Source organism: Ancylomarina sp. YFZ004 (genome assembly GCF_054254355.1).
On record NZ_JBTCHQ010000002.1, the window covers coordinates 178,744 to 203,713 of the forward strand.

The following is a 24,970-nucleotide window of genomic DNA, read 5'->3' on the forward strand; positions in this document are numbered from 1 at the left end:
CGCCTCGATTAACAGATCGAGGTTTATTTATTCTTTAATATTCTTCTATTCCGCTCAAACTTCTAGAACTCATAAGTACTCTTTAAATTGAGTTACTTTCGATTTCCTCCAAAAATATTAGGACCTTCATTAAACACGAATCGCTTACAAGGCTTCACTTTTAAAATGCATAGGGATAAAGTCACCTAACAAATTCATGAAGAAGATTTCATTTTCAATTAGATTTAATCCTCGTAATAATCTAAATTTGTTCTCGGATTCCCGACATCTTGGTTCCTTTGTTTGTTTTTTTTCACACTCTAATTTTAACAAAGAATTGAGACGTTTTTTTGCCTCAACTATTCATTCGTAATAACACCTAATAATTCAGACTATTACGACTCATAATTGTTCACTTTTACGTTTAAACACTTATATAATTCTCTCATATATGAAGAAATTCATAATCATACTAAGCATGGCTTGCAGCCTATCGTGTCAAGCTCAAAACACGAAAATCACTGTCCTCAAAGAGTTTCTATCTGATTTTATCAATTTCGATGGTAAAGCATTGAACGAAGCACAACCAATCATTAGCATTAGTCAAATGGCTCATGAGAATGCAGCAGAAATTATCAAAATTTCCCGTGAAAATATAAAACTAGCCTTAGTCGAAGCTAAAAGCTTTAAACATTGCCTCATCATTGGCGATCATCACACGTTGATTCGGATCGTTGACAATGAAGATTGCAGTCTCAGTAACTTATGGGGAGTTCCCATGCCTTTAAGCAGGGCTTATATTCAAAGAGATGGAGTGCTTAATGAGACGAAGGATTACTTAAAAAACCTTATAGGCCGTCCTGATTCCCAAAAGAGAACAATGTATTTATTCAACTAAAAAAGAGCTTTGATCCATGGATCAAAGCTCTTTTTTTCTCTTATTATTTTAGATCATCCTATTTGGAAGAATCATCCTTAATCAGAAAGCGATCGTAAAGAAATAAAGCTACGACTGCGATTAATCCAATCGAGAAGATCACATACCAAATCTGTGAAGGATTGTACTTTTCCCAAAGATGATGCGTCAGCTCAATGTTGCTCATATTCATTTTCTCTGCAACAGCATCAAAATAAGCATTATTAGAAAGACCTGTTGGGATCGATAAATCCAAGCTTGCAACTTCAGCCTTTACAAACTCAACCTTATCCGAAATCTTCTGGTAAACATCACCAGAAATGATACCTGCCAATACATTACCAATAAATACAGGAATAAAAGAATAACCCATGTAAATGGCTTTCTTATCGGATGGTGCAATACGACCAATGTACTCGGTAATTTTAGGAGAACCCGCCATTTCTCCAACTGCGAAAATAAACATAGCTCCCACAGTGAACATCACATTCTGAGTCATCAGAGTAAGTGTCATACCAATGGCACAAACCAAAAAACCCACCATCATTGAATTCAAGGGTTTCATTTTCATCACAATGGAGGAAACCACAATTTGGAAGATAATAATAAATAAGGCATCGAAATTAGTAATAAACTCAGCCTCCATCTGCCCGTTAGCCATACCGTAATTATCGCTAAAGAAAGGCATATATTCACTAAAAAAAGCATAAACACTCGAGGTATCAACCCACTGTGCAATAAACACTGGTAAGGTGAAAAACAGTTGCAAATACATGGTCCAAAAACCCGATACAATCACCAGGAAGGTGATAAACTTAGTATCTTTAAATATGCTAGTTGTGTTATTAAAAACAGATTTGTTCGATTCTCCAATTGGCAATAAATTAACAAGTTTAGCCCATCTGAAAGCCAATTGTTCGCCATAAGGGAAGAATAAACGCACAATAAACAGCGGACGTTCTAATAACCAAATCACAAGAAAAATGCCGAATAGCGACATAAATATCAGAGTCGATACGATCAGAGTCTTAATCAGGTCCAAAAAGCTATGGCTGGCTGCTTCCTTTTTCTCTTCAGCTGTCTTAGGCTCATCAAAAAAGAATAGCAAAATAAAATTAACTAAGATCATGGCTGCTGAGATATAAAAAATCAGCTGAGACCCTTTGAATAATAGAGTTACCAATGGCCCGAAAAAGGCTCCAATATTAACCATCATATAGAAGATACCAAAACCAATAGATGCGTTCTCGTCTTTGGTTGTTTTTGCTACCGTTGCAGATACAATAGGTTTAAAGAGTGCAGCACCAAGGGCTAGGTATAGATAGGCGATAAAAACACCTGTATAAGTATCCAATTGGGGCAAGAGTATAAAAGCAGATATATAAATGATGAAGGATAAAAACAAAACCCTTTTGTAACCATACTTATCAGCTATTGATCCTGTAACGACTGGTAAGAAGTAAAGGATTCCCGTACCGATACCCATAATCATACCCTTTTCTGATTGGGTAAATTCAAGCCCACCTGCATCAGATGATCCAGTAAGATAATTGGCAAAAAGCATAAAGAAACCATACCAGGCCCAACGCTCAAACAGTTCAATTGTATTCGCAACCCAAAATGTTTTTGGGAAACTCTTCAAAACTCTAGCTACACTCATGTTTATATATTTTCGAAATTTTATTGATCTTATGGGTCGGGAATTTACAAATAAGTTGCCACGTAGAACATGACATTCTACATTTAGAATTTAATCACAATTCCATTTCCATTAAAAAGAACCTTCTGATTTTTCCTTTTATGGAAATAGAGTCCAGCAAAGTAACCTATTCCACTACCTAAAACCACATCGGAAAACCAATGGCGGTTGCGATACATTCTAGCCAAACTAACACCAGCAGGAACCACATAGATCCACTTGCTGTATTCTTTTGCAAAAGGAGTGAACACAGACCACGCTACAAATGCATGTCCCGATGGAAAGGATTTGCTATCATTTCCTCTTCCATTAAAAGCATCAAAATGCATGGAACCTCTGTTCATATCAGGACGAGAACGTCCAGCAATAAATTTGGTACTCTCTGTTAAAACCGCTCCACAAATCAAAGCCTTAGCTGAATTCATAGCCGTTGTAGATAGTCGTTCATCATCAATGGCAATCGCAATAGCCCAAGTGGCCAGTGTGGCTGGTGCCAGATATTTTTTCTCTCCAAACTCATTAGAGATATCCGTAAAGCCATCCATAAAACCATTTTGATTATGAGTCATACCATCCTTAACCAGCTCATCAAGTAGAAAGGCTGAGCCTAAAAGGCCACCGAAAATCAGAAGGTTTTTCTTTGAGAAAACTTCTTTTCCCAAACCTGGATTTAAGCGTTCAGATTTATTTTTGGAAGAAGTATTTCTTTGATTTGAATCAACAAACTGAGCCTGAGATTGACTAACAAACAAAACTAAGAGTAGACAAATGAGACTCCAATTCTTTTTTTTCGAGAGATACATGTACAACTATTTTTATGAAACCTAACAAAAGTAGAAGAATTTTCACGATCAGCATATGTAAAGATCAAAAAGCTACTCTTCAAAAATAAATTATCAAACCAACCAAAGACAAACACCGCACAAGAAGGCCTATTTAGATCTACACCCTATCAATAATTAACAAAAAAATGCCTCTTCCTATCCCACACAATAAACAATAGAACAATGCATACCATATGTAGAAAACCTCTAAATTGTTAAAATAACTTAACAATACACACATCTTTTACTAACATATTATTATTTACCTATCTTAGATAAATGTTTCAATTATGTTATTAATTGAATCCTACTAACTCAAATAAATTTAAAATTATTATGAATCTAATTAGCAAAATCTGCTTAGGTAGTGCTTTCTTACTGACCAGCACAAGCATGCTTACGGCGCAAAAAGCACCTGCCCTAGACGGAAAAATCCCTATGGATCCCAATGTCAGAACAGGAAAATTAGCCAACGGTTTAACCTACTACGTTCGACACAATGAAGAACCTAAAGATCGTGCAAGTTTTTATATTGTACAGAATGTTGGAGCTATTCTTGAGAATGACGAACAAAATGGGCTAGCTCACTTTCTAGAGCATATGGCCTTTAATGGAACCAAGAACTTTCCGGGTAAAGGTGTCCTAAATTATTTAGAGAAATATGGCGTAGCATTCGGTAGAAACATCAATGCCTACACCAACGTTGACGAGACAGTTTACAACCTTAGCAACGTGCCAACATCCAATGCAAACCTATTGGACTCTGCCCTATTGGTATTGCACGACTGGTCGAACTACCTTAGCCTTGATAGCGAAGAAATTGACAACGAGCGGGGTGTTATTCACGAAGAATGGAGAACTCGTCGTTCAGGAGGCATGCGCGTTTATCTGGAGAAAAACAAAGCCATCTACCAGGGTTCAAAATATGCCAAACGCGATGTAATTGGAGATTTAGACGTAATCGACAACTTCGATCACAAAGTCATTCGCGATTTCTATCACGATTGGTACCGTACCGATCTACAAGCAATTGTTATTGTTGGAGATATTGATGCTGAAAAATTTGAGGCAAAAATCAAAGAGATGTTTGCCCATATCCCTGCAGTTGAAAATCCTAAGAAAAGAATTTATTACGATGTACCTAACAACAAAGAACCGGTTGTAAGTGTTATCACAGATCCAGAAGCCAGCAACATTAGTTTCGACATCTTCTACAAACACAAAGCCACTGAATTTGCTGATAAAAACATGAAATATTATCGCAACGATCTTATTGCATCTCTTTATTCAAGCATGTTGGGCGATCGCTACCAGGAACTTCTTCAGAAAGGGGATGCACCTTTTGTTAGTGGATTTGCAGCTTATTACAATCGCGCCAGAAAAATGGACGTCTTCCATAACAGTGTTACACTTAAAGAAGACAATATTCTTGGGGGTATTGAAGCCTTGTTAAGCGAAACGGAAAGAGCACATCGTTATGGTTTTGCTGCTACAGAATTAGAGAGAGCCAAAGTGGCCATGCTGAGCCAAATGGAAAAACAATATAAAGAAAGAAACAAGCAGCATAACGACCGTTTGGTACGTGGTTATAAACAAAACTACTTGACCAACGAACCTGTTCCTGGCATAGCATTTGAATTCGAAGCCATGACAAAGCTACTACCTGCCATCTCAGTTGAGGAATTAAATGCCCTTTCTAAAACATGGATGACCAAAGAAAACATCATCATCACCCTTTCTGCTCCTGAAAAAGAAGGATTAAGTTTGCCAAACAAAGAGCAACTTCTTGCTACAGTAGCCAAGATAAAGCAAGCTAAGCTGGCAGCTTACGAAGATAAAGTGATCAATGAGCCTTTGATCGCAAAAATTCCTGAAGCAGGTAAAGTTGTTAAGGAATCGAATATGAAAGATTTCGGTGCAACAGAATGGACTCTTGCCAACGGGGCAAAAGTGGTTGTGAAAACAACTGATTTTAAAGACAACCAAATTCTATTCAAAGCTTTTAGTAAAGGAGGATCTTCTTTATACGATGTAGAAGATCTAGCCTCAATTGAAATGATGGGTGGTTTTGTTGCAAATTTTGGTTTGGGACATTTTGATCAGATGAGCCTGCAAAAATTATTGACGGGTAAAGAAGTTAGGGTTTCGCCATACGTTGGCGAATTATCAGAAGGATTGCGTGGAAATTCTTCTGTAAAAGATTTTGAAACCCTACTGCAATTAATACACATGCACTTTGAGCAAGCTCGTTTCGACGAAGACGCTTTTACAGCTTTAAAAGGACGTTATTCGGCTTTTGTAGCCAATATGAGTACTGATGTAAACAAAGCCTTTCGCGACTCTGTTTCGATGACTTCAACCGATCATCATCCTCGTACTATATTGATGAATACTGATATGATCAATAAACTGGATTTTGCAACCATGAAACGTGCTTACAAAGAAAGATTTGTTGATGCCAGTGACTTTACCTTTGTATTTGTAGGAAACATTGATAAAGCCCAGGCTAAGCCAATGATCGAAACCTACCTAGGGAGCATTAAGGATATCGACAGAAAAGAGAACTGGAAAGATAATGGTGTGGATTATCCTGAAAAAGATACCTACAATCTTTTCCAAAGAGAGATGGAAACGCCTAAAACGACCATTCATATTGATTTCCATGGTGATATCAAATACACTAAAGAGAATTCAAGCATGATGGATGTCGTTGCAAAATTACTGAGCAAGAAATACTTAGAAGTTATTCGCGAAAAAGAAGGCGGTTCATATGGTGTCGGAGTTTGGGCAAATGTAGACAAATTCCCTCGCGAAGAATACAAATTATCTATCCAATTCGATACAGACCCTGCCAAGGCTGAAAAGCTTAAAGGTATTGTTTATAATGAAATTCAGAATCTATTCACCAAAGGTGTTAAGGAAGATGACCTAAATGAAGCCAAGAAAAACTTCATTAAAGAGCGTCAGGAAAACCTTCGCAAGAATGGCTACTGGTTAAATGCAATTAATCATTACTACGTTTATAAAGAAAACAATGTAAGTCTTGAAGCTTACGAAAGCATGATAAACTCCATCACAAAAGAAAAAGTGGAGAAATTTGCTAAAAAATATTTTGCAAAACCTGCTAAAGTTGAAGTTGTAATGTCCCCAAAACAATAGGATACAGAAACAACTTAAATAGTTTAAAAGAGGTCTCACACAGTGGGGCCTTTTTTTTGTGCATTCAAAAAAAGTCCACTCCTCCTCCCAGAGGATAAAATGAGTGTATTAAGAAAAAGCAGGATTCATTGCTCCATTTACTAAGGAAAGCAATGAACACTATATCGGCATTAAAATGACACAAATACCACTGAGGAAAGACGAAGCCCTCATTAAGGTAATCTTTCAATGCCAAAACAAAGGAATTCAGAAAACAATTTAGAGGGGTTACGGACATCACATTCTTCCTCTTTAGGCTTACTAAGATTTATGCTTAAAATCAGATAGACCCCGTTTTTGTACCTGATCCATACTAGTCTGAAAATATGATCTTCTCCTAGGTTCATGAAAAATAATGGACACAAAAAAGCCGCTCGATAAATCGAACGGCTTCTGCTCCCTTTCCTGGACTCGAACCATCCCGACAGGTCGGGACTGATAAACAGAGTAGCCTAATCTTCAAATTGCTTTAAAAGAGATGTAAAAAGAACTTGACCTTCGTCAAGGTCCAATAAATCTTCAATAAACTTTCTGCTTTTCATCTTCTTTATTTTCCTTTCAACTCGAAGAGCATTCATTTTTGAATCACCAACGCTAAAAAATCTTTTTAACACCCATGGCGTATGCTTCGATGTATAGCAGGTTTTAATTGGATTATTGTGAAAATAGAGACGTTTCTCAACATCTACAGTATAACCGACGTAATACTTATCTGAAGTCTCGGAATATAGGATATAGATGAAATACATATAACCAAATTAAGATAATAATCTGAAAACATGACCTATACCTAGATTCAAAAAAATAATGAATACAAAAAAGCCGCTCGATAAATCGAACGGCTTCTGCTCCCTTTCCTGGACTCGAACCAGGGACCCTCTGATTAACAGTCAGATGCTCTAACCAACTGAGCTAAAAAGGAATATAACTGATGATCTTTTTTAAAACCTCACAGCATTGGTTTTTTCTTGCTCCCTTTCCTGGACTCGAACCAGGGACCCTCTGATTAACAGTCAGATGCTCTAACCAACTGAGCTAAAAAGGAATATAACTGATGATCTTTTTTAAAACCTCACAGCATTGGTTTTTTTTTGCTCCCTTTCCTGGACTCGAACCAGGGACCCTCTGATTAACAGTCAGATGCTCTAACCAACTGAGCTAAAAAGGAATTTATTTACAAATTTTAGTTGCTTATAAAGACACGCTTTATTGACTAAATTTGCGATGCAAAACTAAGCGCTTTTCCCCAATTATACAAGAGTCTCCCCTTATTTTTTTCAAAAAAACGAATATTTCTTTTTCCAACAATTCAAATTAGCTTCTTATCAGGAAGATATGCTCAAAAAAAACTTTGCTTCAAATATCATTTTTTCTACTTACATTGGAAATAGGTATAGTCTAGCCTCAATAAAGCCCAATAGAAATACAAGCAATTTATAAGAAGAGAATCATTTTATGAGCTTGTCAAATTTGATTATCTTAGGGAGAGAATAATAGAATATTAAATAATCAGACTTAAATGTCTTTATCTATTTTTAAATCTTAGCTTTGCACAACAACTATTCTTATTTGTACTAATTTAAAATAAACAATAGATGATAACTTCTAATATCGCGGAACATCTTCCTTTTTCAGAGTTCCTAAGCGCTATTAAAAAGACGATACAAAGTGCTTTTTACGAGAAAGATAATATCGAAAAGTTTATCCAGAAAAGGGGATTCCCTGCACTGGTACTAAGAGATATCATGGCAAAGAACCCATTATCGGTAGCTATTCCTAAAGAATACGGCGGTCGTGGAGCTAAGGTGAAAGAATGCTTGGGCATTTTGGATACAGCTTCGTACGAATCGCTCCCATTAGCCTTAACCTTTGGTATTAACATTGCTTTATTCCTTGAGCCTGTTGCAAAATACGCGCAAGAAAACGTAAAAAAAGGCATTTTTGACCGTTTCCTTACTCAACAGAATATGGGTGGTTTAATGATTACAGAGCCCGATTTTGGTAGTGATGCATTAGGTATGCAGACTTCGAATGTTAAAATGGGTGAATCGTACCACATAAAAGGAACTAAGCATTGGCAAGGACTTACAGGTATGGCCGATTACTGGTTAATGACCTCACGCTCTCAAGATCAGAGTGGTAAATTAGGTCGGGATATTGACTTCTTTATTTGTGACGTTCAACAACCTAAACAAGTTATTAAGGTTGAAGAATATTACAATAACTTAGGCCTCTACCCTATTCCATATGGAAAGAACTCAATCGACATTCAAGTCCCAGAGCAATACAAACTAGAGCCTGAAACAACAGGCTTAAAGTTGATGATGGACCTTTTGCACCGAAGTCGATTACAGTTTCCAGGAATGGGAATGGGTTTCATTCGTCGTATGCTTGATGAATCAATCAAACACTGTTCAACAAGAATTGTCGCTGGTAAATCACTAATAAGCTTGGATCAAGTTCGTCACCAAATTGGTCGTATTCAATCTGCATTTACCATTTGTTCAGCTATGTGCTCTCGAAGTTCACTAATTAGTGGAATTGAAAACAACTTAGCAACTGCTGCTATCGAAGCCAACAGTATGAAGGCATACATAACAGATATGATGCAAGAAGCCGCACAGACACTTACTCAACTGAGTGGAGCTAATGGCTACAAAGCAGAAAGCATTGGCTCTAGAGCCATCATAGACTCTCGACCTTTTCAAATTTTTGAAGGTTCGAATGACATGCTTTATACGCAGCTTTCGGAGATGGTGATGAAAATCATGACAAAAAAGAAGAATATGAATCTTTCAGATTTCTTTAAGAACCATGAACTGACTAAGAATGTTTCAGATTACTTTAAAAATGTTGTTGACTTTACGCTTGACACGAATCTTCCACAAAGAAAAATTGTTGATCTAGGTAAAATCATTAGTAAGGTTGTGGCAGCTGATCATGTTGTTCAGTTGGGAGCAAAAGGCTTTAGATCTGATTTAATCAACGACAGTTTAGAAACCATAAAGCATGAAATATCAATGCTTGTGAGTTCATATAAATTCCAAACAAACGTCTCTCCTACTGAAGAATACAAGGATCAAAGCTCATGGCTTTCGTTCACCTAGAAGTAGATGGAAACACATTTATTTATTGCAACAATCCCCCTTCTTTCTCGTAAGGAAGGGGAATTCTTGTAAGATGAAATAAGGGTGAGGATATACCTGAAGTTCAAATAAAAAGCGCATTTATTCGCAAAAGCGCAGAATTTCAAACTATTACCCTATCTTTGTCGCTTTTATATATTATACATGACATTCAAAGAATTAGGCATTATTGATCCTATCCTGAAAGCCCTTGAGGCCAAAGGCTATACATATCCCTCTCCTATACAAGAACAATCTATTCCAATCCTTCTTAAAAGAAAGGACCTATTGGGTTGTGCTCAAACAGGTACGGGAAAAACGGCTGCATTTGCCATTCCTATCCTACAACATCTTTACAACGATAATCATAATAGCAAAGGTCAACGTAAGATTAAAGCATTAATTATAACCCCTACACGTGAGCTAGCTATTCAAATTGGTGATAGTTTTACTGAATATGGAAAACATACAGGACTTGTAAACACTGTTATTTTTGGTGGTGTAAAGCAAAGTTCTCAAACACAAGCATTACGCCGAGGTGTTGATATTTTAGTAGCGACTCCAGGTCGATTATTAGATTTGATGGATCAAGGATACGTCTCATTAAAGGAGGTTCAGTATTCTGTTCTTGATGAAGCTGATCATATGCTTGACATGGGCTTTATTCACGATATTCGTCGCGTTTTAGTTAAACTGCCTGCTAAGAGACAATCTTTATTCTTCTCAGCGACTATGCCAACAGCAATTGTGAAGCTGTCACAGAAGATGCTAGGTAATCCTGAGAAAGTAACCATAGCACCCAAGCAAACCACTGCAGAACGCGTTGAGCAAGCTTTATATTACGTAAGCAAGAAGAATAAGCCTAAGTTGCTTGTTCATCTTTTAACTCGTAACACAATTAAATCAACACTAATTTTCTCTAGAACAAAGTACGGTGCTGACAAAATCACCAAGTTCTTGAAAAAGGTTGATATTGATTCTGAAGCCATTCATGGGAACAAGTCTCAGAATCAAAGACAAAAGGCTTTACTAAACTTTAAAGAAGGTAAAACAAAAGTACTCGTTGCAACGGATATTGCTGCTCGTGGTATCGACGTATCTGATTTAGCTTTAGTTATCAACTTCGATCTTCCTAATATTGCTGAGACCTACGTACACCGAATTGGACGTACAGGTAGAGCCGCAGCCAGTGGAATCGCCATCTCTTTTTGCGATGGGGAGGAAAAAGCTTATCTAAAGGATATTCATAAGTTAATTGGACAGCAAATTAAGGTTATTGAAGATCATCCATTCTTAAACTCTGGAGACAACGAACCTGTAGAGAAAGCTAAAAAGCCACAGAGATCTCAAAGACCTAGACGTACTGATGAAAGATCAGATTCTAAAAAGAAGGTTAATCCTGAAAATAAAAATGATAGAAGACGTAAGCCTTTTACTAAGAGAAGAGACTAATGTTTTCATAACTTATACAGCACAAAAAAACTCATGATTTTATAATCATGAGTTTTTTTTATATCTGATTTAGGATGAACCTAAAATTATTTCGCTTGTCTGATTTGCTTGAAACTGATATTTAAAGCTTTTTGGAAATATCTAATACTTTTCATCTCCTTAGTTGTTACTAAAGATAGAGAAAGGCCTTCCTTACCCGCACGAGCCGTTCTTCCGCTTCGGTGTGTGTAATATTCTTCCTTATCTGGTAATTGATAATGCACAACATAAGAAAGTCCCTCTACGTCGATCCCACGAGCTGCAATATCAGTTGCAACGATCATCTGTAGATTTCCTTTTTTAAAAGCACGCATCACCTTATCACGCTCTTTTTGTAACAAATCGCCATGAAGACCATCAGCAGGAATGTTTCTTGCAATTAGTTGCTTAGCTAGAGTCTGTGTTGCAACTTTCGTTTTACAGAAAATAAGACCTCTATTATCACTTTGTGAACTTAAAAACTGAAGCAAAATATTCAATTTCTCTGACTCATCACAAATCAAAAACTTGTGTTCAATATTTTTATTCACAACATTTTTCCCACTCACTTCAATTCGATGAGCGTTACTTTTCAAATGCTGATTTACCATCTGTCGAATACCTTGAGGCATAGTCGCCGAAAACAACCATTTATTTTGAGCTGAAGCTGTATAAGTCAAAATCTCATCAAGTTCCTTTTTGAATCCCATACTTAGCATTTCGTCAGCCTCATCGAGTACCACAGTAGATACATGACTTAAGTCAACTGCTTTTTTCTTAACAAGATCGATTAATCGACCAGGAGTTGCAACAATAATATGTGTAGGACGTCGTAAAGCCGCAATTTGCTTATCGATAGGTGCTCCTCCATATACCGCCTCAGTAAAAATTTGTTCTGAAAACTTCGTGAACTTAAAAAGCTGCTTAGCAATTTGTTGTCCCAGCTCTCTTGTTGGAGCCAAAATTAGGCCTTGCACGACTTTCTGATGTGTATTGATACGATGAAGCATAGGTAGACCAAAAGCAGCAGTCTTACCTGTTCCAGTCTGAGCCTGACCAATAAGATCAGCATCTCCGCTTAGTAATATTGGAATTACTCTACTTTGTATTTCAGTAGGCTTCACAATATTCATATCGTCCAACCCCTTAAGAAAGTTTTTAGTTACTCCCAGTTCTTTAAAATTCTCCAAAACAGATATTTATTTAGTTTGGGCACAAAGATACCTTATTAAATAAATGCATGCAAATGAATATAGCAATGGACATTATCACAGTTTAGTACATTTTTTAAGAGAATCTATTTCAATAAAACCCTTCAGATTTATTAAGTTTGGGATGAAAATTTAATAACGAAATTTAGAGACTTATTATACAAGTCCTTTTTCAACAATAGAATCGAATAGTATGCCTAAATATTCAATCATTATTCCCATTTACAATAGACCTGACGAAGCTGAAGAGTTGCTCGAAAGCTTAGCCAAGCAAACCTATAAGAATTTTGATATTCTCATGATTGAGGATGGCTCTACAGAAGATTGTTCTACTATCGTAAAAAGTTATTCCAATGCGCTTGATATTAAATATCATTTCAAAGCAAATTCAGGTCCTGGTGATAGCCGTAATGTAGGAATGAGTATGGCCACAGGAGATTATTTAATCTTCTTCGATTCGGATTGCATCATACCGCCTCAGTATTTCGAAGAGGTGGAAAAACATTTAGCTCAAACTCCTCTCGATGCTTTTGGTGGACCAGATAGTGCTCATGAATCTTTCAGTAAGGTTCAAAAAGCGATTAACTACGCTATGACTTCTATCATTACAACGGGTGGTATTCGAGGTAAAAAGAATAAACTCGATCAATACCAACCTCGAAGCTTTAATATGGGAATTAAGCAAGAGGTTTATAAAAAAGTTGGTGGCTATACTGATGTTACTCCTGGTGAAGATCCTGATCTGAGTTACCGAATTATGAATGCAGGTTTCAAAGTTGGACTAATTGAGAGAGCCTATGTTTTTCACAAAAGACGTGTCGACTTTTCTAAATTCATCAAACAAGTATACAAATTTGGAGTGATGCGACCTGTATTAATCAAGTGGTATCCTGATAAGTTTAAATTGACTTACACTATTCCTTCTCTATTTTTACTTGGCAGTTTATTATTAGTGATTCTGGCAATAGCTATTAACCCAATATTCTTAAGCCCGCTAGCTTTTATAGCAAGTGTTCTATTCATAGAATCAATGATTAAAACAAAGAGTTTATCCATTTCTTTATTGGCTATTCTTGCCAGTTTTATACAGCTCTACAGTTATGGATACGGATTTCTTAAAAGTGCCATTCTGATTCTGGCACTGAAAAAAGAAGAGAGAATCGTTTTTGACAATTTCTTCTTCGACAAAACAAAACGCCCAATTAAATAAGATACCACATATTTATCCCAAGCCATAAGGTTTGGGATTTTTCTTGAGCTCAAGTTTAAACAACAGTGTCGCTATTTTTATTAATTTTAGATGAGAATCTCTTAAAATTTAAGAATTATGACTCAGGTATTAATAAGTGGCGGATTAGGACTCGTAGGTAAAGCGCTTTGTGAGAAGTTTCAATCTAAAGGTTATGATGTTGCTATTCTGAGTCGAACCAAAAAGAATAATACAACATTCAAAACATATCTTTGGAATCCAAGTAAGAATCAAATTGATTCAGACGCCATCGCTTCATCAGATTATATTATCCATTTAGCAGGAGCAAATATTGCCGAAAAAAAATGGACCTCTTCAAGAAAGAAACTTATTCTAGATAGTCGAGTTAAATCTGCAAACCTCATCTTTAATGAAGTACGAAAACAGAAGAAAGAACTGAAGGCTTATATTTCGGCATCAGCTATTGGTTACTATGGGGCCATTACATCTGATCAAATATTTACTGAAGAGCATCCAGCTTCAAATGATTTTCTTGGAGAAACCTGCTTCGAGTGGGAACGAACAACTAAGCAATTTGAAGGATTAGGCATTCGAACGTCAATTTTAAGAACAGGCTTGGTTCTGAACAAACAAGGTGGGGCTTTATCAAAAATGCTCATCCCCGTAAAAATGGGTTTAGCATCTGCTATTGGGAATGGTAGACAATACCTGCCATGGATTCATATAGATGATCTCTGCGGGCTTTATATCAAAACCATTGAGGATGAATTGATGGAAGGTGTTTTTAACGCCGTGGCTCCTGATTTCCAAACGAACAAAAGCTTTACTCAGACTTTAGCTAAAACACTTACGAAACCGTTCTTTTTCCCCAACATACCCGCTCTGCTATTGCAACTTATATTGGGCGAAATGTCCGTTATTCTTTTAAGAGGAAGCCGAGTATCTGCTGATAAACTTATCAAGCGTGGGTTTGTGTTTAAGTATCCAAAACTTAGATTTGCCTTGAGGGATTTATTGAAAAATTAAAAAGGCTATTTCACTTTCATGAAATAGCCTTCTAAATATTTTAGCTTTATTAGCTTATTGCTTCACACGCTCAACATATTCTCTGTTACGTGTATCAACCTTAATAACATCATCTGTATTGACGAAAAGAGGAACCATAATCGTTGCTCCAGTCTCAATAGTTGCAGCCTTAAGTGAATTTGTTGAAGACGTATCCCCACGAAGACCTGGCTCAGTGTATGTAACTTTCATAACAACGTGAGTAGGAAGCTCTACATAAAGTGGAGTCTCAGTATCAGCATGAATGACAGCTTCAACGTGATCACCTTCTTTTAAAAGGTCTGGAGCATTGAATAACTCTTCCTCTAAAGCAATCTGCTCGTAAGTTTCAGTATGCATTAAATTATAACCCATATCATCTTTGTAAAGATACTGGTATGGACGACGTTCGATTCTTGCAACATCAATCTTTAAACCAGCAGTAAAGGTATTATCGATAACCTTACCTGTTTTTACATTTCTCAATTTAGTTCTTACGAAAGCTGGACCTTTACCAGGCTTAACATGCTGGAATTGAACAATCGTATATAAACCAGTCTTAAAATGGATACACATACCATTCTTAAAATCTGCAGTACTTGCCATGTTGTTATATATTAATTTAAAATTATCCTTTTATATTTCCTGCCAAAAGTAAGCGAAACTATCCTCATTCAGAAATATAACACAGATATTGTGCATTTTGCATGCCAGCAATTCTTAATTTTTCTCTACAAAAAAAACTAAATATCGTTTGGATCAACTGTCATATGAGGAAAACTAACGAGATCGCAACGCAAAGAACCTATAAACAAATCAAACTGAACTCGAACAGGAACTTTATTCTCATCTGCCGAGATCCAAATATGCATATCATCTTCATTTTCAAAAGCTCTTCCTGTTTCAACAACTGGGATAAACTTATAACACTTTATCTCTCCTAGCTTACTATCGATCGTTTCATATCCCATGAATTTGAACTGTAACAAAAATGGTTCATCTGAGAAATAAGTATCAATTTTTAAATTTTGACCTTTTACCAAATCAGAATTAAACAGTTTAACTCGTGCAAAATAAAAAGCAGATAAAATATCGTGAACTCCTTTAACCACATCATGCTCACCAGATCGTTTACTATAGACCTTATCTTTTTCCCTATCGAAAAGAAGCTCGTTATAGCGTTTATAGCTCCCTTCTTTTATACTCCTGATTGCCTTTATAGGCAATAAAGTTTCCTTATTGATATAACTTTCGTAGGTGTTTTTTACACCAAATAAAGAATTCGTCAGCCCAGTAGTACGACCACTCAAGATTAAATGATGTACTTCTTGCCCTTTATAGCGCCCTGATTTGAGTTTTAAACTGGCTTTCCCTCCTCTGATAAATCCATAATGAATCACATACTTCAGATGTTCATTTTTCTTCTTAAGTAGGGTACCACCTTCCGCAAAACTCGAAGCTGAGAAAAAAAGTGTGAATAAAAGCAAGAAGCATATATTTCGCATAATCTGTAGCTTTAGAGAATATAAGTCATTCAATATCGCTATTTCAATGCAGAAAAACGAATGCTTTTAAAATATATTTTTCCTTGGAGTGGTTGCTACAAAGTCTTTTAGATAAAATGGCTCAAAGTAAGCTACATCTTCAAATGCCTTTGTTTTATATTTAGCCTCTGATAATTGAATCATTCCAATAGCTGTTGGTGTAATGTCATCAACAAAAATAGCATTCTGACTTTGTAAGCTCGATTGGCATTTTGCAGAACCATCGCCAAAAAACACAATCTCACTTTTATCTAAGTCAGAGACAAAAGATTCCTCATCAATTATTTCAGCTGAAACCTTACGAATCTCTTCATTTTTAAAAGAATAAAAAGCCGTATAAACTTCCATTCTACGGGCATCAATCATGGGACAAAAAATGCTAGCTTCAGGATCACCTAACTGTGAGATAATATCTTTATTTTTCAGTAAAGGAGCCGTCATAGCTTGTAAAGTACTCACTGCAATTAATGGCAAACTACTACCATAACAAAGACCTTTTGCGGTAGAAACGCCAATACGTAAACCGGTGTAAGAACCTGGTCCCATACTTACAGCTACAGCATCAAGATCGCCAGGGGTCAACTGATTTTCTTTAAGGATACTATCGATGAAAACAGTCAGATGAGTCGCATGATTCATTCCTTCCTTATTTTCCTTATAGGCAATTAATTCACCATCTTTTCCTAATGAAACCGAACAAACTGCAGTTGATGTTTCTATATTTAGTATTAAAGCCATTATCTTGAGTAGTTACATGTGAATCTGAGATGATTCTCTCCTTTTTATGATGTAATGCAATAGTTATTTACAAACATGTTTAGATCGCAAATTTAAGCTATAAAAAGGGAATTAGAAAGAACCTTTACACTCTCTTCATCTGTAATGCCAATAAAAAAAGAACTCCGATTCGAAATTCATCGAATCGGAGTAACTAAACTTACTTGAAAACTTGATTATAAACTGATTTCAACTCCATTATAGAAGTCTATGATTTTTGTTCTAAAAATATATTCGTATTTAGCTTGTAATAAATTCGATTTCGATTTCAACAAGTTGTTTTTAGCTTGGTTATAATCCACCGAATTAACCAATCCTAAATTAAACTTCTCTTCGGTATAACGGAAAGCTTCTTCTGTTGAATAAACAGCTGTTTCACTTGAAAAATATTTTTTCATCGCAGCAAGAGCATTAGCATGTGCTTGTTGAATCTCTTTGCGAAGAATATTTTTTGAATTTGCCAATCTCAATCTAGAACGGTCGATATTAATTTTAGCGTTACTGATATTTCTGTTTACAATTCCTCCATTAAATATCGGAATATTCAACTGAAAGCCAAATGCTTTACGTTCACGGCTATTTAACTGATCTGAAAGTCTCATCTCAGAACGAATTATAGTTCTTTGCTTATTGCCAAAAGCATCAAGAATCGGGGTTCCATTAATATCTAACATGTCTCCAAATTCAGGATTATCATTCGAATAAGAAGATCCCCAAGAAGCGTACATTGACAATGAAGGTGTACGATCTCCTTTGGCAATACTTAAACCTTTTATTGAACTCTCCAATCTTAGGTTTGCAGACTTAATGCCAGGACGAACCTTAAGGGAATATGCAAATACAGATTCAGGATCGATCATAGACTTAATAGCATTCACAACGGGCAATTGTGGAATAGAAATATCAAAACCATCAATCTTTTCCAGATCAAGCAACTGAGCTAGATCCAACAAACTCAAGTCCAATTTATTTTGTGAACTAACAACTGTTAAATCTTCCTGAGCTGCCTGGGCTTTTTGCTCCATCAAAGTTCCTTTAGGCAAAGTACCTGCCTCTACCAGAACTGAAGTACGCTCAATTTGCAATTCAGTAACTTTTAATTGTTCTTTAGCCACTTGTAACAGTTCTTTTTTAAATAGAATATCCAAATAGTAAGACGTGATATTTAAAGCTAAATCCTCTTTTGCTTTCTCAACATCCTCAAGTGATGCTTTTAAATCCAATTCGTTTTGCTTAAGTGAATTCCTCTTTTTAAACCCCTCAAAAAGGGTCACATTTGATGATAATGACAAAGATCCACTTTCTGCATTTTGGTCAGAATAGGTATTGGAACTATTTAATGTACGCCCATAATTAAAACCATAATCTGTTCTACCATTTAAAGTAGGAAGAAGATTAAATTTTGACTGTTTGGTATTATTTGCTTGCAAATCTGCATCAAGCTTCTTTAATTGCAAAGCAATATTGTGCTCCTTTGCATAATCAACACATTTCTTTAAATCCCACTTTTCCTGTGCTTGAAGTCCCAAGCCAAGAGAGAATAAGAGAATGGTTAAGAATATATTTTTCATGTTGTTCTAATTAGTTTTGTTTGTTTACCTGACGAGATGAATTTTTAATTACTTATCTGTTTTTTTCTTTTTCTTCTTTTCCTCATCCTTCTTCCTCTTCATCTCCTTCATCCTCTCAATTTTTGACATCTTCTCTCCCTTGATCTTATCATCTTTGCTTATTCCATCAAGGATTTCGATATTAATACCATCAGACAGTCCTGTCTTAACAAATCGTTTCTCAAAAACTTGAGGGCTTGTTTCGATATTCACAAAACTGGAATCGTTACTAAATTCTAACAAACTCTCGTTTAAACTCAAAACTTTCTCTCTTCTATCAAGAACAATTTCAGCATTTGCACTGTAACCAGAACGAATGAAGAAGTCTTTACTTAACTCTACTGATGCCTTAATCTCAAACTGGATAGCCCCATTTTCTGCAACACCTTTAGGTGATATATATTCTAAATGAGCATTAAACTTAAAATCTTCAATTGCACCAATCGTCAACTTCAGATTCATACCCTGTTTGATTTTTCCAACTTCAGTTTCATCAACCTTACCTTGGAAAATCATCTCACCCATATCTGCAACAATAGCTACAGTGGTTCCTTCATTAAAGGTATTACTCTGAATAACTGAGTAACCTTCTTTAACTGGGATATCAAGTATCATTCCTTCAATAGTTGAACGAATAATTGTATTAGTAGCAGATCCTGACTTAGAAGTCACACCTTCTTTAATCAACTGAAGATTATCTTTTGCAGATCTCAACTCTTCTTGAGCACTTCGGTAAGATAAACGAGGCTTTTGAAAATCAGATTCTGAAATCACTTTTTTCTCAAAAAGGAGCTTGTCGCGATTAAAATTAATCTGAGCATCTTCAAAATTAATTTGTGCTCTCTCAACTCTAGATTCAGCTGAGTTCAAATTAATCATATCAGGAATAATCTTGATTTTAGCAATTTTATCACCTTTTTTCAGCATCTGTCCAGCCTCAACGAATAGAGTCTCAACAATACCAGATACACCTTGAGGTTTAATCTTAATCTCTTTGCGAGGAATTACTGAGCCAGTAGCAACAGTTTTCTTAATAATATCGGTGATTTCCGGAGATTTGGTATCATAAATTTCAGGCTTCTCTTGTGATTTATTAAAAATGAAAACCAAAGTTCCCAAGAACAGACCGATAACAAATACGATCAATACAATTCTAAATACTTTTTTCATATCAAATGTTATTTCAAGTGTTATATCAAGTGTTATTTATTCGTAACGTAAAGCATCAACAGGTTTAATTCTCATCGCTTTTTGTGCGGGCAATAATCCAGCAAAACAGCCAAACACAACCAAAACTCCAAGCGCGATAAAGGCTACTTTTATGTCAACATATGGGTTTAAAATCATTTGATTATCATTCCCAGCCATTTTACCAGCCCCTTCAACTATCAAGACTCCAATAACCAAGCCCCAAAAGCCTGAAAAAGTGGTTAGGAAAACAGCCTCAGTAACAATCTGACTGATAATTTCCCAAGGCTTGGCTCCAAGAGCACGTTTCACGCCAATTTCACGAGTCCGTTCCTTTACGACAACATGCATTATATTGCTGACTCCAATAATTCCAGTAATTAAAACGCCAAAGCCAATCACCCAAAACAAGAAGCCAATACTATTGAATAGACCAAAGAGTTTATTGAAAAGCTTAGCCAGATTAAAATGCCCGAAAGCTTCTTTATCATCGGGATTAATTTTATGACGACGAGCTAATAAGGTTATAATGTCATCTTCTAATTCTTCAACCGATTCTCCAACTTTTGCCGTTGCCATAAAGGCATAAAACTTTTCTCCTCGGTTATAAATTTTTTGTAGTGTTGTGTTTGGCATTTGAACGATATCATCGTTCATCCCCATAATTCGGCTTAATGGTTTAACAGTACCAATGATTTTAAAGAAGAGACCATTAATTTTCAGGTACTGCCCCAGAGGTTCCTCATCATCCTCAAACATAAGTTCAACTGCGCGAGGACCTATCGTTATGACTTTCCTCATTTCTTTCAAGTCATTTTCATTGATAAAACGTCCTGAGAGAACTTCCACCGGAATTACTTTATTCATCTCAGGAGAGGAGCCCTTGATTTTAAAATTCCCTTTTTTCTCTTTTCTAAAAGTATTATAAGGATCTCCATTACTCCAGGCATTGATTTCCGGAGCAACATTCTCAATTCCGGGAATGGATCGTTTCATTGCAATCAGATCTGAATTCTCGAACTGAAAACTACGATGTCTAGGGAGGCCTTTATAAGGTTTTGTTGTTCTTTCTGCCCAAAAAATAGTCGAATTCGTTGCCAAATTCCCTAGGTTTGATTTCATTTTGTTTTGAAAACCCATTCCTAGCCCCAAAAGAGTAACTAATATCAGAATCCCAAACATAACTCCTGAGCCTGTCAGAGCCGTTCTTAATTTATTTTTCTTGAGGGCAGAAGTAATTTCCTGCCATTTATCTAAATCGAACATTCTTTTGTTTTTTTTGATTTTGAATCGAATCTCTTTGACACCTTTGAGATAAAATCCCTTTCAATTACTTACTTAAAAAGAAACTATTCATCCCTCAATGCTTCAATCGGTCGAATAGAGGCAGCTCTACGAGCAGGAAAAAAACCAGCCAAAGCACCTGTTATTACTAGAACAATTGTTGCACCAATAGCAATTCCTATATCAACTTGTGGATTTAAAAAATAAATTGCCGCTGGAGGATACAGTTTTTCAATAAGATTAAATTCTGAAATTGCCTCAAGTAATCCAACCCCAGCAATCAAACCAACGTAGCCCGAAGCCGCAGTAATGAAGATAGCTTCCATCAAAACAAGTGAAACAACAGAAACTGGCGATGCTCCAATAGCTTTTCGAATACCAATCTCTTTGGTTCTTTCTTTCACAACAATCATCATGATATTAAAGACACCAATAACGCCCAGTAGAATTGTAAAAATGCCAATGATCCAAACAAACTTTTCAATACCACTAAACAAATCAGAAAATCCTTTAGATTGCTCTATACTATTCTGAATCCATAAGGCATTTTTATCTTCCTTGCTAAAATTGTGCCTCGCAGCCATTTGGTATGTAATCTGCTTCTCAATTTCTTTACTTTCCTCAACAGAAACATCACTAAGGGTAAAAGAAATTCGTTGAAGATGATCGTTATTATTGAAAATCCTCTGAGCTACTGTAATCGGGATATAAATATCTCGAGAATTTCCGTTAAAATCTTTCTGATGAAACACCCCAACAACCTTAAACTTAATATCATTAATATTAATATATTTACCTATAGCTACCTCTTTGGGAAATAAGACTTTTTCTACTTCATCTTGAATAATCACAACTTTTCGATAATCATTGATGTCTTTCTTATTCAGAAAACGCCCTTTTAGAATATCGAAATTCTTGATTTCCTTATAGGTGTCATGAATTGGAGAAACATTAAAGTTTCCAAAATTATCTTTATAGGATATAACCTCTGCACCTGGAATATAGCTCATTGCTGAAATAGCATCCATCTTAACTATGGACTTCTTTAGACTCACCACATCAGCATTTACCATCTGAATTCTTTTCCCTTCAGGTGTTCCTTTATATGCTTTGGTAGTTCGTCCACCCCATATCTGCATACTATTTGTAGCATCTTGAGCGAAAACATCTTTCATTCCATTGCGCAAACCTCTACCCGCTCCTAAAAGGAAAATCAGCATAAAGATTCCTGTTGCTACAGAAAATCCAGTAAGAAAGGTTCGGGTTTTATTTTTTTGAATGGTACTGAAGATCTCGTTCCATTTATCTCTATCAAACATAGACTGAAATTAAAATTCTCGTGAATTACTTCGTGATTGTTTCTTCTTTGATAATCGAATCGATACCGTTTAATGAATGGTTGTGCTCAACGATAGATTCAATTATGCCATCTTTTAAGTTGATCACCCTATCAGTCATTTCAGCAATATCTGTTTCGTGAGTAACAATTATCACAGTAATTCCAGTTCTATTAATTTCTCTAAGCAGATCCATTACTTCTAGCGAAGTTTGAGAATCCAAAGCTCCAGTTGGCTCATCAGCAAGAATGATTTTTGGATTGGTTATCATTGCTCGTGAAATAGCGACTCTTTGCTTTTGTCCACCCGACAATTCGTTTGGCATATGCTCGGCCCATGCTTTCAATCCCATTTTATCGAGATATTCAACAGCTAACTTGTTACGCTTTTTACGAGGTACTTTTTGGTAATATAGAGGAAGTGCCACATTTTCCATGGCATTCTTAAATGAAATCAAATTAAAAGATTGAAAAACAAAGCCCAATAGGTTATTCCTAAGTTTAGCAGCTTTAGTTTCACTCATCGCTTTTATTTCCTGATCATTCAATACATAAGTTCCTTCATCGTGATTATCAAGAAGGCCTAAAATATTAAGGAGTGTAGACTTACCCGAGCCAGATGATCCCATTATAGAAATCAATTCGCCTTCTTTGATATGCAAATCAATTCCCTTAAGAACATGAAGCTTATTAGCACCTGTAATATAGGACTTGTGAATATTTTTTAATCGGATCATAATAGTTAGTATTTTTAATTGCTTCTCTGATCGAATCGAAATTTGGTCAGGGTTTCGATATCTAATATTAAAGATTTAAGGTTTGGATTCAAATAAATTTAGATAAACAACCGATTAACTCGGTGAACGTCTCGTTAAAGTTAACGAAGTATATCGTTTAATTAAGTTAAAATAAATTAAAACACATATCTAAGCCTATCTAAAACCAATAGTCGTGCCAACGAACACAAACAAATACAAACTAGATACATAACAAATTATACTCAACTAATTAAACTATACATTTTGTCCGATATCAATACGCACCCGTTCGAAATCGGACACTCTCCTTATGTATATTAGTTTAAATTCTGAAAAAACTGTGAATACAACTTAAATGATTAAAAGAACATGGGGATTTAGTGTAATTTAGCTTCGATTAAATCACAAACCGATTTATGATGACGAATTTTAGTAGAAATTCAACAAAATAACATGAACTGGAACCAACTATTATCTGCCAAGCGCTTCGGTCAGGAAGATCGTGTAGCAATAAACGAACACGAAATTAGATCTCAATTTCAACGGGATTACGATCGTTTGATTTTCTCATCTCCTTTCAGAAGACTTCAAAATAAAACTCAAGTTTTCCCTTTGCCTGGCAGCATCTTTGTTCACAATAGATTAACACACAGCCTGGAAGTTTCTAGTGTAGGACGTTCCCTGGGTAATCTACTGACTGAAAAACTTGCCAGCTCACAGAAATATGAAAATAATCCTTTCCTGGATAGTATCGGCAATATAGTTGCTACTGCTTGCCTGGCTCATGATTTAGGGAATCCACCATTCGGGCATTCAGGAGAAGAAGCGCTTTCATACTACTTCACTCATGGGGAGGGTAAGAAATTAGAATCTAAGTTCTCAAAAGAACAATGGGCTGATCTTTGCAACTTCGAGGGGAATGCCAATGCCTTTCGCTTATTAACTCACGCTTTCAATGGTAGACGAAAAGGTGGTTTTGCTCTAACTTATTCTAGCGTAGCATCCATTATTAAATACCCTTGGGAGGCCTATAAAATTCCTGAAGTCGGGAAACGTAAATATGGTTTCTTCAATACCGAAAAAGAGAATTATTTAAAGATTGCAAAAGAACTTGGTATACCAGAAATTAAGCCTGGTATTTTTGCGCGTCACCCACTTGTTTATTTGGTTGAAGCTGCCGATGATATTTGCTATCAAATCATGGATATTGAGGATGCTCACAAACTAAAAATTCTGACTACAGAAGAAACGAAACATTTGTTGTTGAATTTCTACGATAAAACTGAAGATATCAGTTCGCTTGATCGAATTGCTGAAACTTGCGAAGAAGTTAGTGACACCAATGAACAGATTGCCTATATCAGAGCTGGGGTTATTGGGAAATTAATTAAGGAATGTGTCACCGTTTTTATTAATAATGAAGATCAGATAATGGCAGGTGAATTTACATCGACACTTATAAAAGAGGTTGCTGAAAGTTCAAAAATAGCTTATAAAGAATGTACCAGGCTTGCTGTATCAAAAATATACAAACATCGCTCAGTACTCGAAATTGAATTGGCTGGTTATAAAATTTTGGGAACTTTACTGCAAGAATTTGTTGAAGCTATTCTTAAGCCTAATAGTTTTTACTCAAAAAAACTCTTATCACTAATTCCTGAGCAATACAGCCATAAAGGGGATGATGATTATTTGAAAATTATGTCGGTTTTGGACTTTGTCTCTGGAATGACAGATATTTTTGCTCTTGATCTATACAGAACAATAAAAGGTATAAAACTTCCAGACACATACTAG

Annotated in this window: 19 protein-coding genes and 3 tRNA genes; 7 read left to right on the forward strand and 15 right to left on the reverse strand. The window is 35.9% G+C overall.

All coding sequences use genetic code 11. The features are described 5' to 3' along the window. Positions 1 to 430: 430 nt before the first annotated feature. Positions 431 to 877, forward strand: coding sequence for a hypothetical protein (locus ACXR6G_RS03980; RefSeq protein ID WP_458360106.1), 447 nt, complete (start codon positions 431 to 433; stop codon positions 875 to 877). 58 nt (positions 878 to 935) lie between these two features. Here the strand turns inward: ACXR6G_RS03980 and ACXR6G_RS03985 are convergent, their stop codons facing one another. Continuing rightward, positions 936 to 2,555 (reverse strand): MFS transporter, encoded by a 1,620-nt coding sequence (locus tag ACXR6G_RS03985; RefSeq protein ID WP_458360107.1) that lies wholly within the window; start codon positions 2,553 to 2,555, stop codon positions 936 to 938. Between the two features lie 83 nt (positions 2,556 to 2,638). Further along, positions 2,639 to 3,397 carry a phosphatase PAP2 family protein gene (locus ACXR6G_RS03990; RefSeq protein WP_458360108.1) on the reverse strand — a complete coding sequence of 253 codons (759 nt, stop codon included), beginning with the start codon at positions 3,395 to 3,397 and terminating at the stop codon, positions 2,639 to 2,641. Between the two features lie 357 nt (positions 3,398 to 3,754). Here ACXR6G_RS03990 and ACXR6G_RS03995 point away from each other — a divergent pair, with 357 nt between their 5' ends. Then, positions 3,755 to 6,577: a M16 family metallopeptidase gene (locus tag ACXR6G_RS03995; RefSeq protein ID WP_458360109.1), complete on the forward strand. Its 2,823-nt coding sequence runs from the start codon at positions 3,755 to 3,757 to the stop codon at positions 6,575 to 6,577. A 491-nt stretch (positions 6,578 to 7,068) separates the two neighbouring features. Here the strand turns inward: ACXR6G_RS03995 and ACXR6G_RS04000 are convergent, their stop codons facing one another. From ACXR6G_RS04000 to ACXR6G_RS04015, 4 genes are all read right to left on the reverse strand, one after another. After that, the gene (locus tag ACXR6G_RS04000; RefSeq protein WP_458360110.1) at positions 7,069 to 7,365 is read right to left on the reverse strand and encodes a GIY-YIG nuclease family protein; all 297 of its coding nucleotides are present in this window, start codon (positions 7,363 to 7,365) and stop codon (positions 7,069 to 7,071) included. A 99-nt stretch (positions 7,366 to 7,464) separates the two neighbouring features. Continuing rightward, positions 7,465 to 7,538: transfer RNA gene (locus tag ACXR6G_RS04005), tRNA-Asn, on the reverse strand. Between the two features lie 49 nt (positions 7,539 to 7,587). After that, positions 7,588 to 7,661 (reverse strand) — tRNA-Asn (locus ACXR6G_RS04010). A 49-nt stretch (positions 7,662 to 7,710) separates the two neighbouring features. After that, positions 7,711 to 7,784: transfer RNA gene (locus ACXR6G_RS04015), tRNA-Asn, on the reverse strand. A 427-nt stretch (positions 7,785 to 8,211) separates the two neighbouring features. Between ACXR6G_RS04015 and ACXR6G_RS04020 the strand changes: the two genes are divergently transcribed. Both ACXR6G_RS04020 and ACXR6G_RS04025 read left to right on the forward strand, forming a co-directional pair. Beyond that, positions 8,212 to 9,723, forward strand: coding sequence for an acyl-CoA dehydrogenase family protein (locus ACXR6G_RS04020; protein WP_458360111.1), 1,512 nt, complete (start codon positions 8,212 to 8,214; stop codon positions 9,721 to 9,723). 183 nt (positions 9,724 to 9,906) lie between these two features. Beyond that, positions 9,907 to 11,193: a DEAD/DEAH box helicase gene (locus ACXR6G_RS04025; RefSeq protein WP_458360112.1), complete on the forward strand. Its 1,287-nt coding sequence runs from the start codon at positions 9,907 to 9,909 to the stop codon at positions 11,191 to 11,193. A gap of 86 nt (positions 11,194 to 11,279) precedes the next feature. On the opposite strand, the gene ACXR6G_RS04030 is transcribed toward ACXR6G_RS04025, so the two are convergent. Further along, on the reverse strand, positions 11,280 to 12,401 hold the full coding sequence (locus ACXR6G_RS04030; RefSeq protein WP_458360113.1) for a DEAD/DEAH box helicase: 1,122 nt from the start codon (positions 12,399 to 12,401) through the stop codon (positions 11,280 to 11,282). 214 nt (positions 12,402 to 12,615) lie between these two features. Here ACXR6G_RS04030 and ACXR6G_RS04035 point away from each other — a divergent pair, with 214 nt between their 5' ends. After that, entirely contained in the window at positions 12,616 to 13,632 is a 1,017-nt protein-coding gene (locus ACXR6G_RS04035) for a glycosyltransferase (protein WP_458360114.1), read from the forward strand. Positions 13,633 to 13,749: 117 nt separating this feature from the next. Continuing rightward, positions 13,750 to 14,658: a TIGR01777 family oxidoreductase gene (locus tag ACXR6G_RS04040; RefSeq protein WP_458360115.1), complete on the forward strand. Its 909-nt coding sequence runs from the start codon at positions 13,750 to 13,752 to the stop codon at positions 14,656 to 14,658. A 54-nt stretch (positions 14,659 to 14,712) separates the two neighbouring features. Here ACXR6G_RS04040 and efp read toward each other — a convergent pair whose 3' ends face one another. From efp to ACXR6G_RS04080, 8 genes are all read right to left on the reverse strand, one after another. Beyond that, positions 14,713 to 15,282: an elongation factor P gene (efp, locus tag ACXR6G_RS04045; protein WP_458360116.1), complete on the reverse strand. Its 570-nt coding sequence runs from the start codon at positions 15,280 to 15,282 to the stop codon at positions 14,713 to 14,715. 137 nt (positions 15,283 to 15,419) lie between these two features. Continuing rightward, positions 15,420 to 16,181, reverse strand: coding sequence for a DUF3108 domain-containing protein (locus tag ACXR6G_RS04050; RefSeq protein ID WP_458360117.1), 762 nt, complete (start codon positions 16,179 to 16,181; stop codon positions 15,420 to 15,422). Between the two features lie 66 nt (positions 16,182 to 16,247). Next, positions 16,248 to 16,958, reverse strand: a complete 711-nt coding sequence (gene tsaB / locus ACXR6G_RS04055) for a tRNA (adenosine(37)-N6)-threonylcarbamoyltransferase complex dimerization subunit type 1 TsaB (protein ID WP_458360118.1) — start codon at positions 16,956 to 16,958, stop codon at positions 16,248 to 16,250. A gap of 215 nt (positions 16,959 to 17,173) precedes the next feature. Then, entirely contained in the window at positions 17,174 to 18,568 is a 1,395-nt protein-coding gene (locus tag ACXR6G_RS04060; RefSeq protein WP_458360119.1) for a TolC family protein, read from the reverse strand. 48 nt (positions 18,569 to 18,616) lie between these two features. Further along, on the reverse strand, positions 18,617 to 19,777 hold the full coding sequence (locus tag ACXR6G_RS04065) for an efflux RND transporter periplasmic adaptor subunit (RefSeq protein WP_458360120.1): 1,161 nt from the start codon (positions 19,775 to 19,777) through the stop codon (positions 18,617 to 18,619). 36 nt (positions 19,778 to 19,813) lie between these two features. After that, complete coding sequence (locus ACXR6G_RS04070; RefSeq protein ID WP_458360121.1) at positions 19,814 to 21,061, reverse strand: ABC transporter permease; 1,248 nt, start codon at positions 21,059 to 21,061, stop codon at positions 19,814 to 19,816. 83 nt (positions 21,062 to 21,144) lie between these two features. Then, positions 21,145 to 22,398: an ABC transporter permease gene (locus tag ACXR6G_RS04075; RefSeq protein WP_458360122.1), complete on the reverse strand. Its 1,254-nt coding sequence runs from the start codon at positions 22,396 to 22,398 to the stop codon at positions 21,145 to 21,147. Positions 22,399 to 22,423: 25 nt separating this feature from the next. Further along, positions 22,424 to 23,152, reverse strand: a complete 729-nt coding sequence (locus ACXR6G_RS04080) for an ABC transporter ATP-binding protein (protein ID WP_458360123.1) — start codon at positions 23,150 to 23,152, stop codon at positions 22,424 to 22,426. 474 nt (positions 23,153 to 23,626) lie between these two features. Here ACXR6G_RS04080 and ACXR6G_RS04085 point away from each other — a divergent pair, with 474 nt between their 5' ends. Continuing rightward, positions 23,627 to 24,970 (forward strand): deoxyguanosinetriphosphate triphosphohydrolase, encoded by a 1,344-nt coding sequence (locus ACXR6G_RS04085; RefSeq protein ID WP_458360124.1) that lies wholly within the window; start codon positions 23,627 to 23,629, stop codon positions 24,968 to 24,970.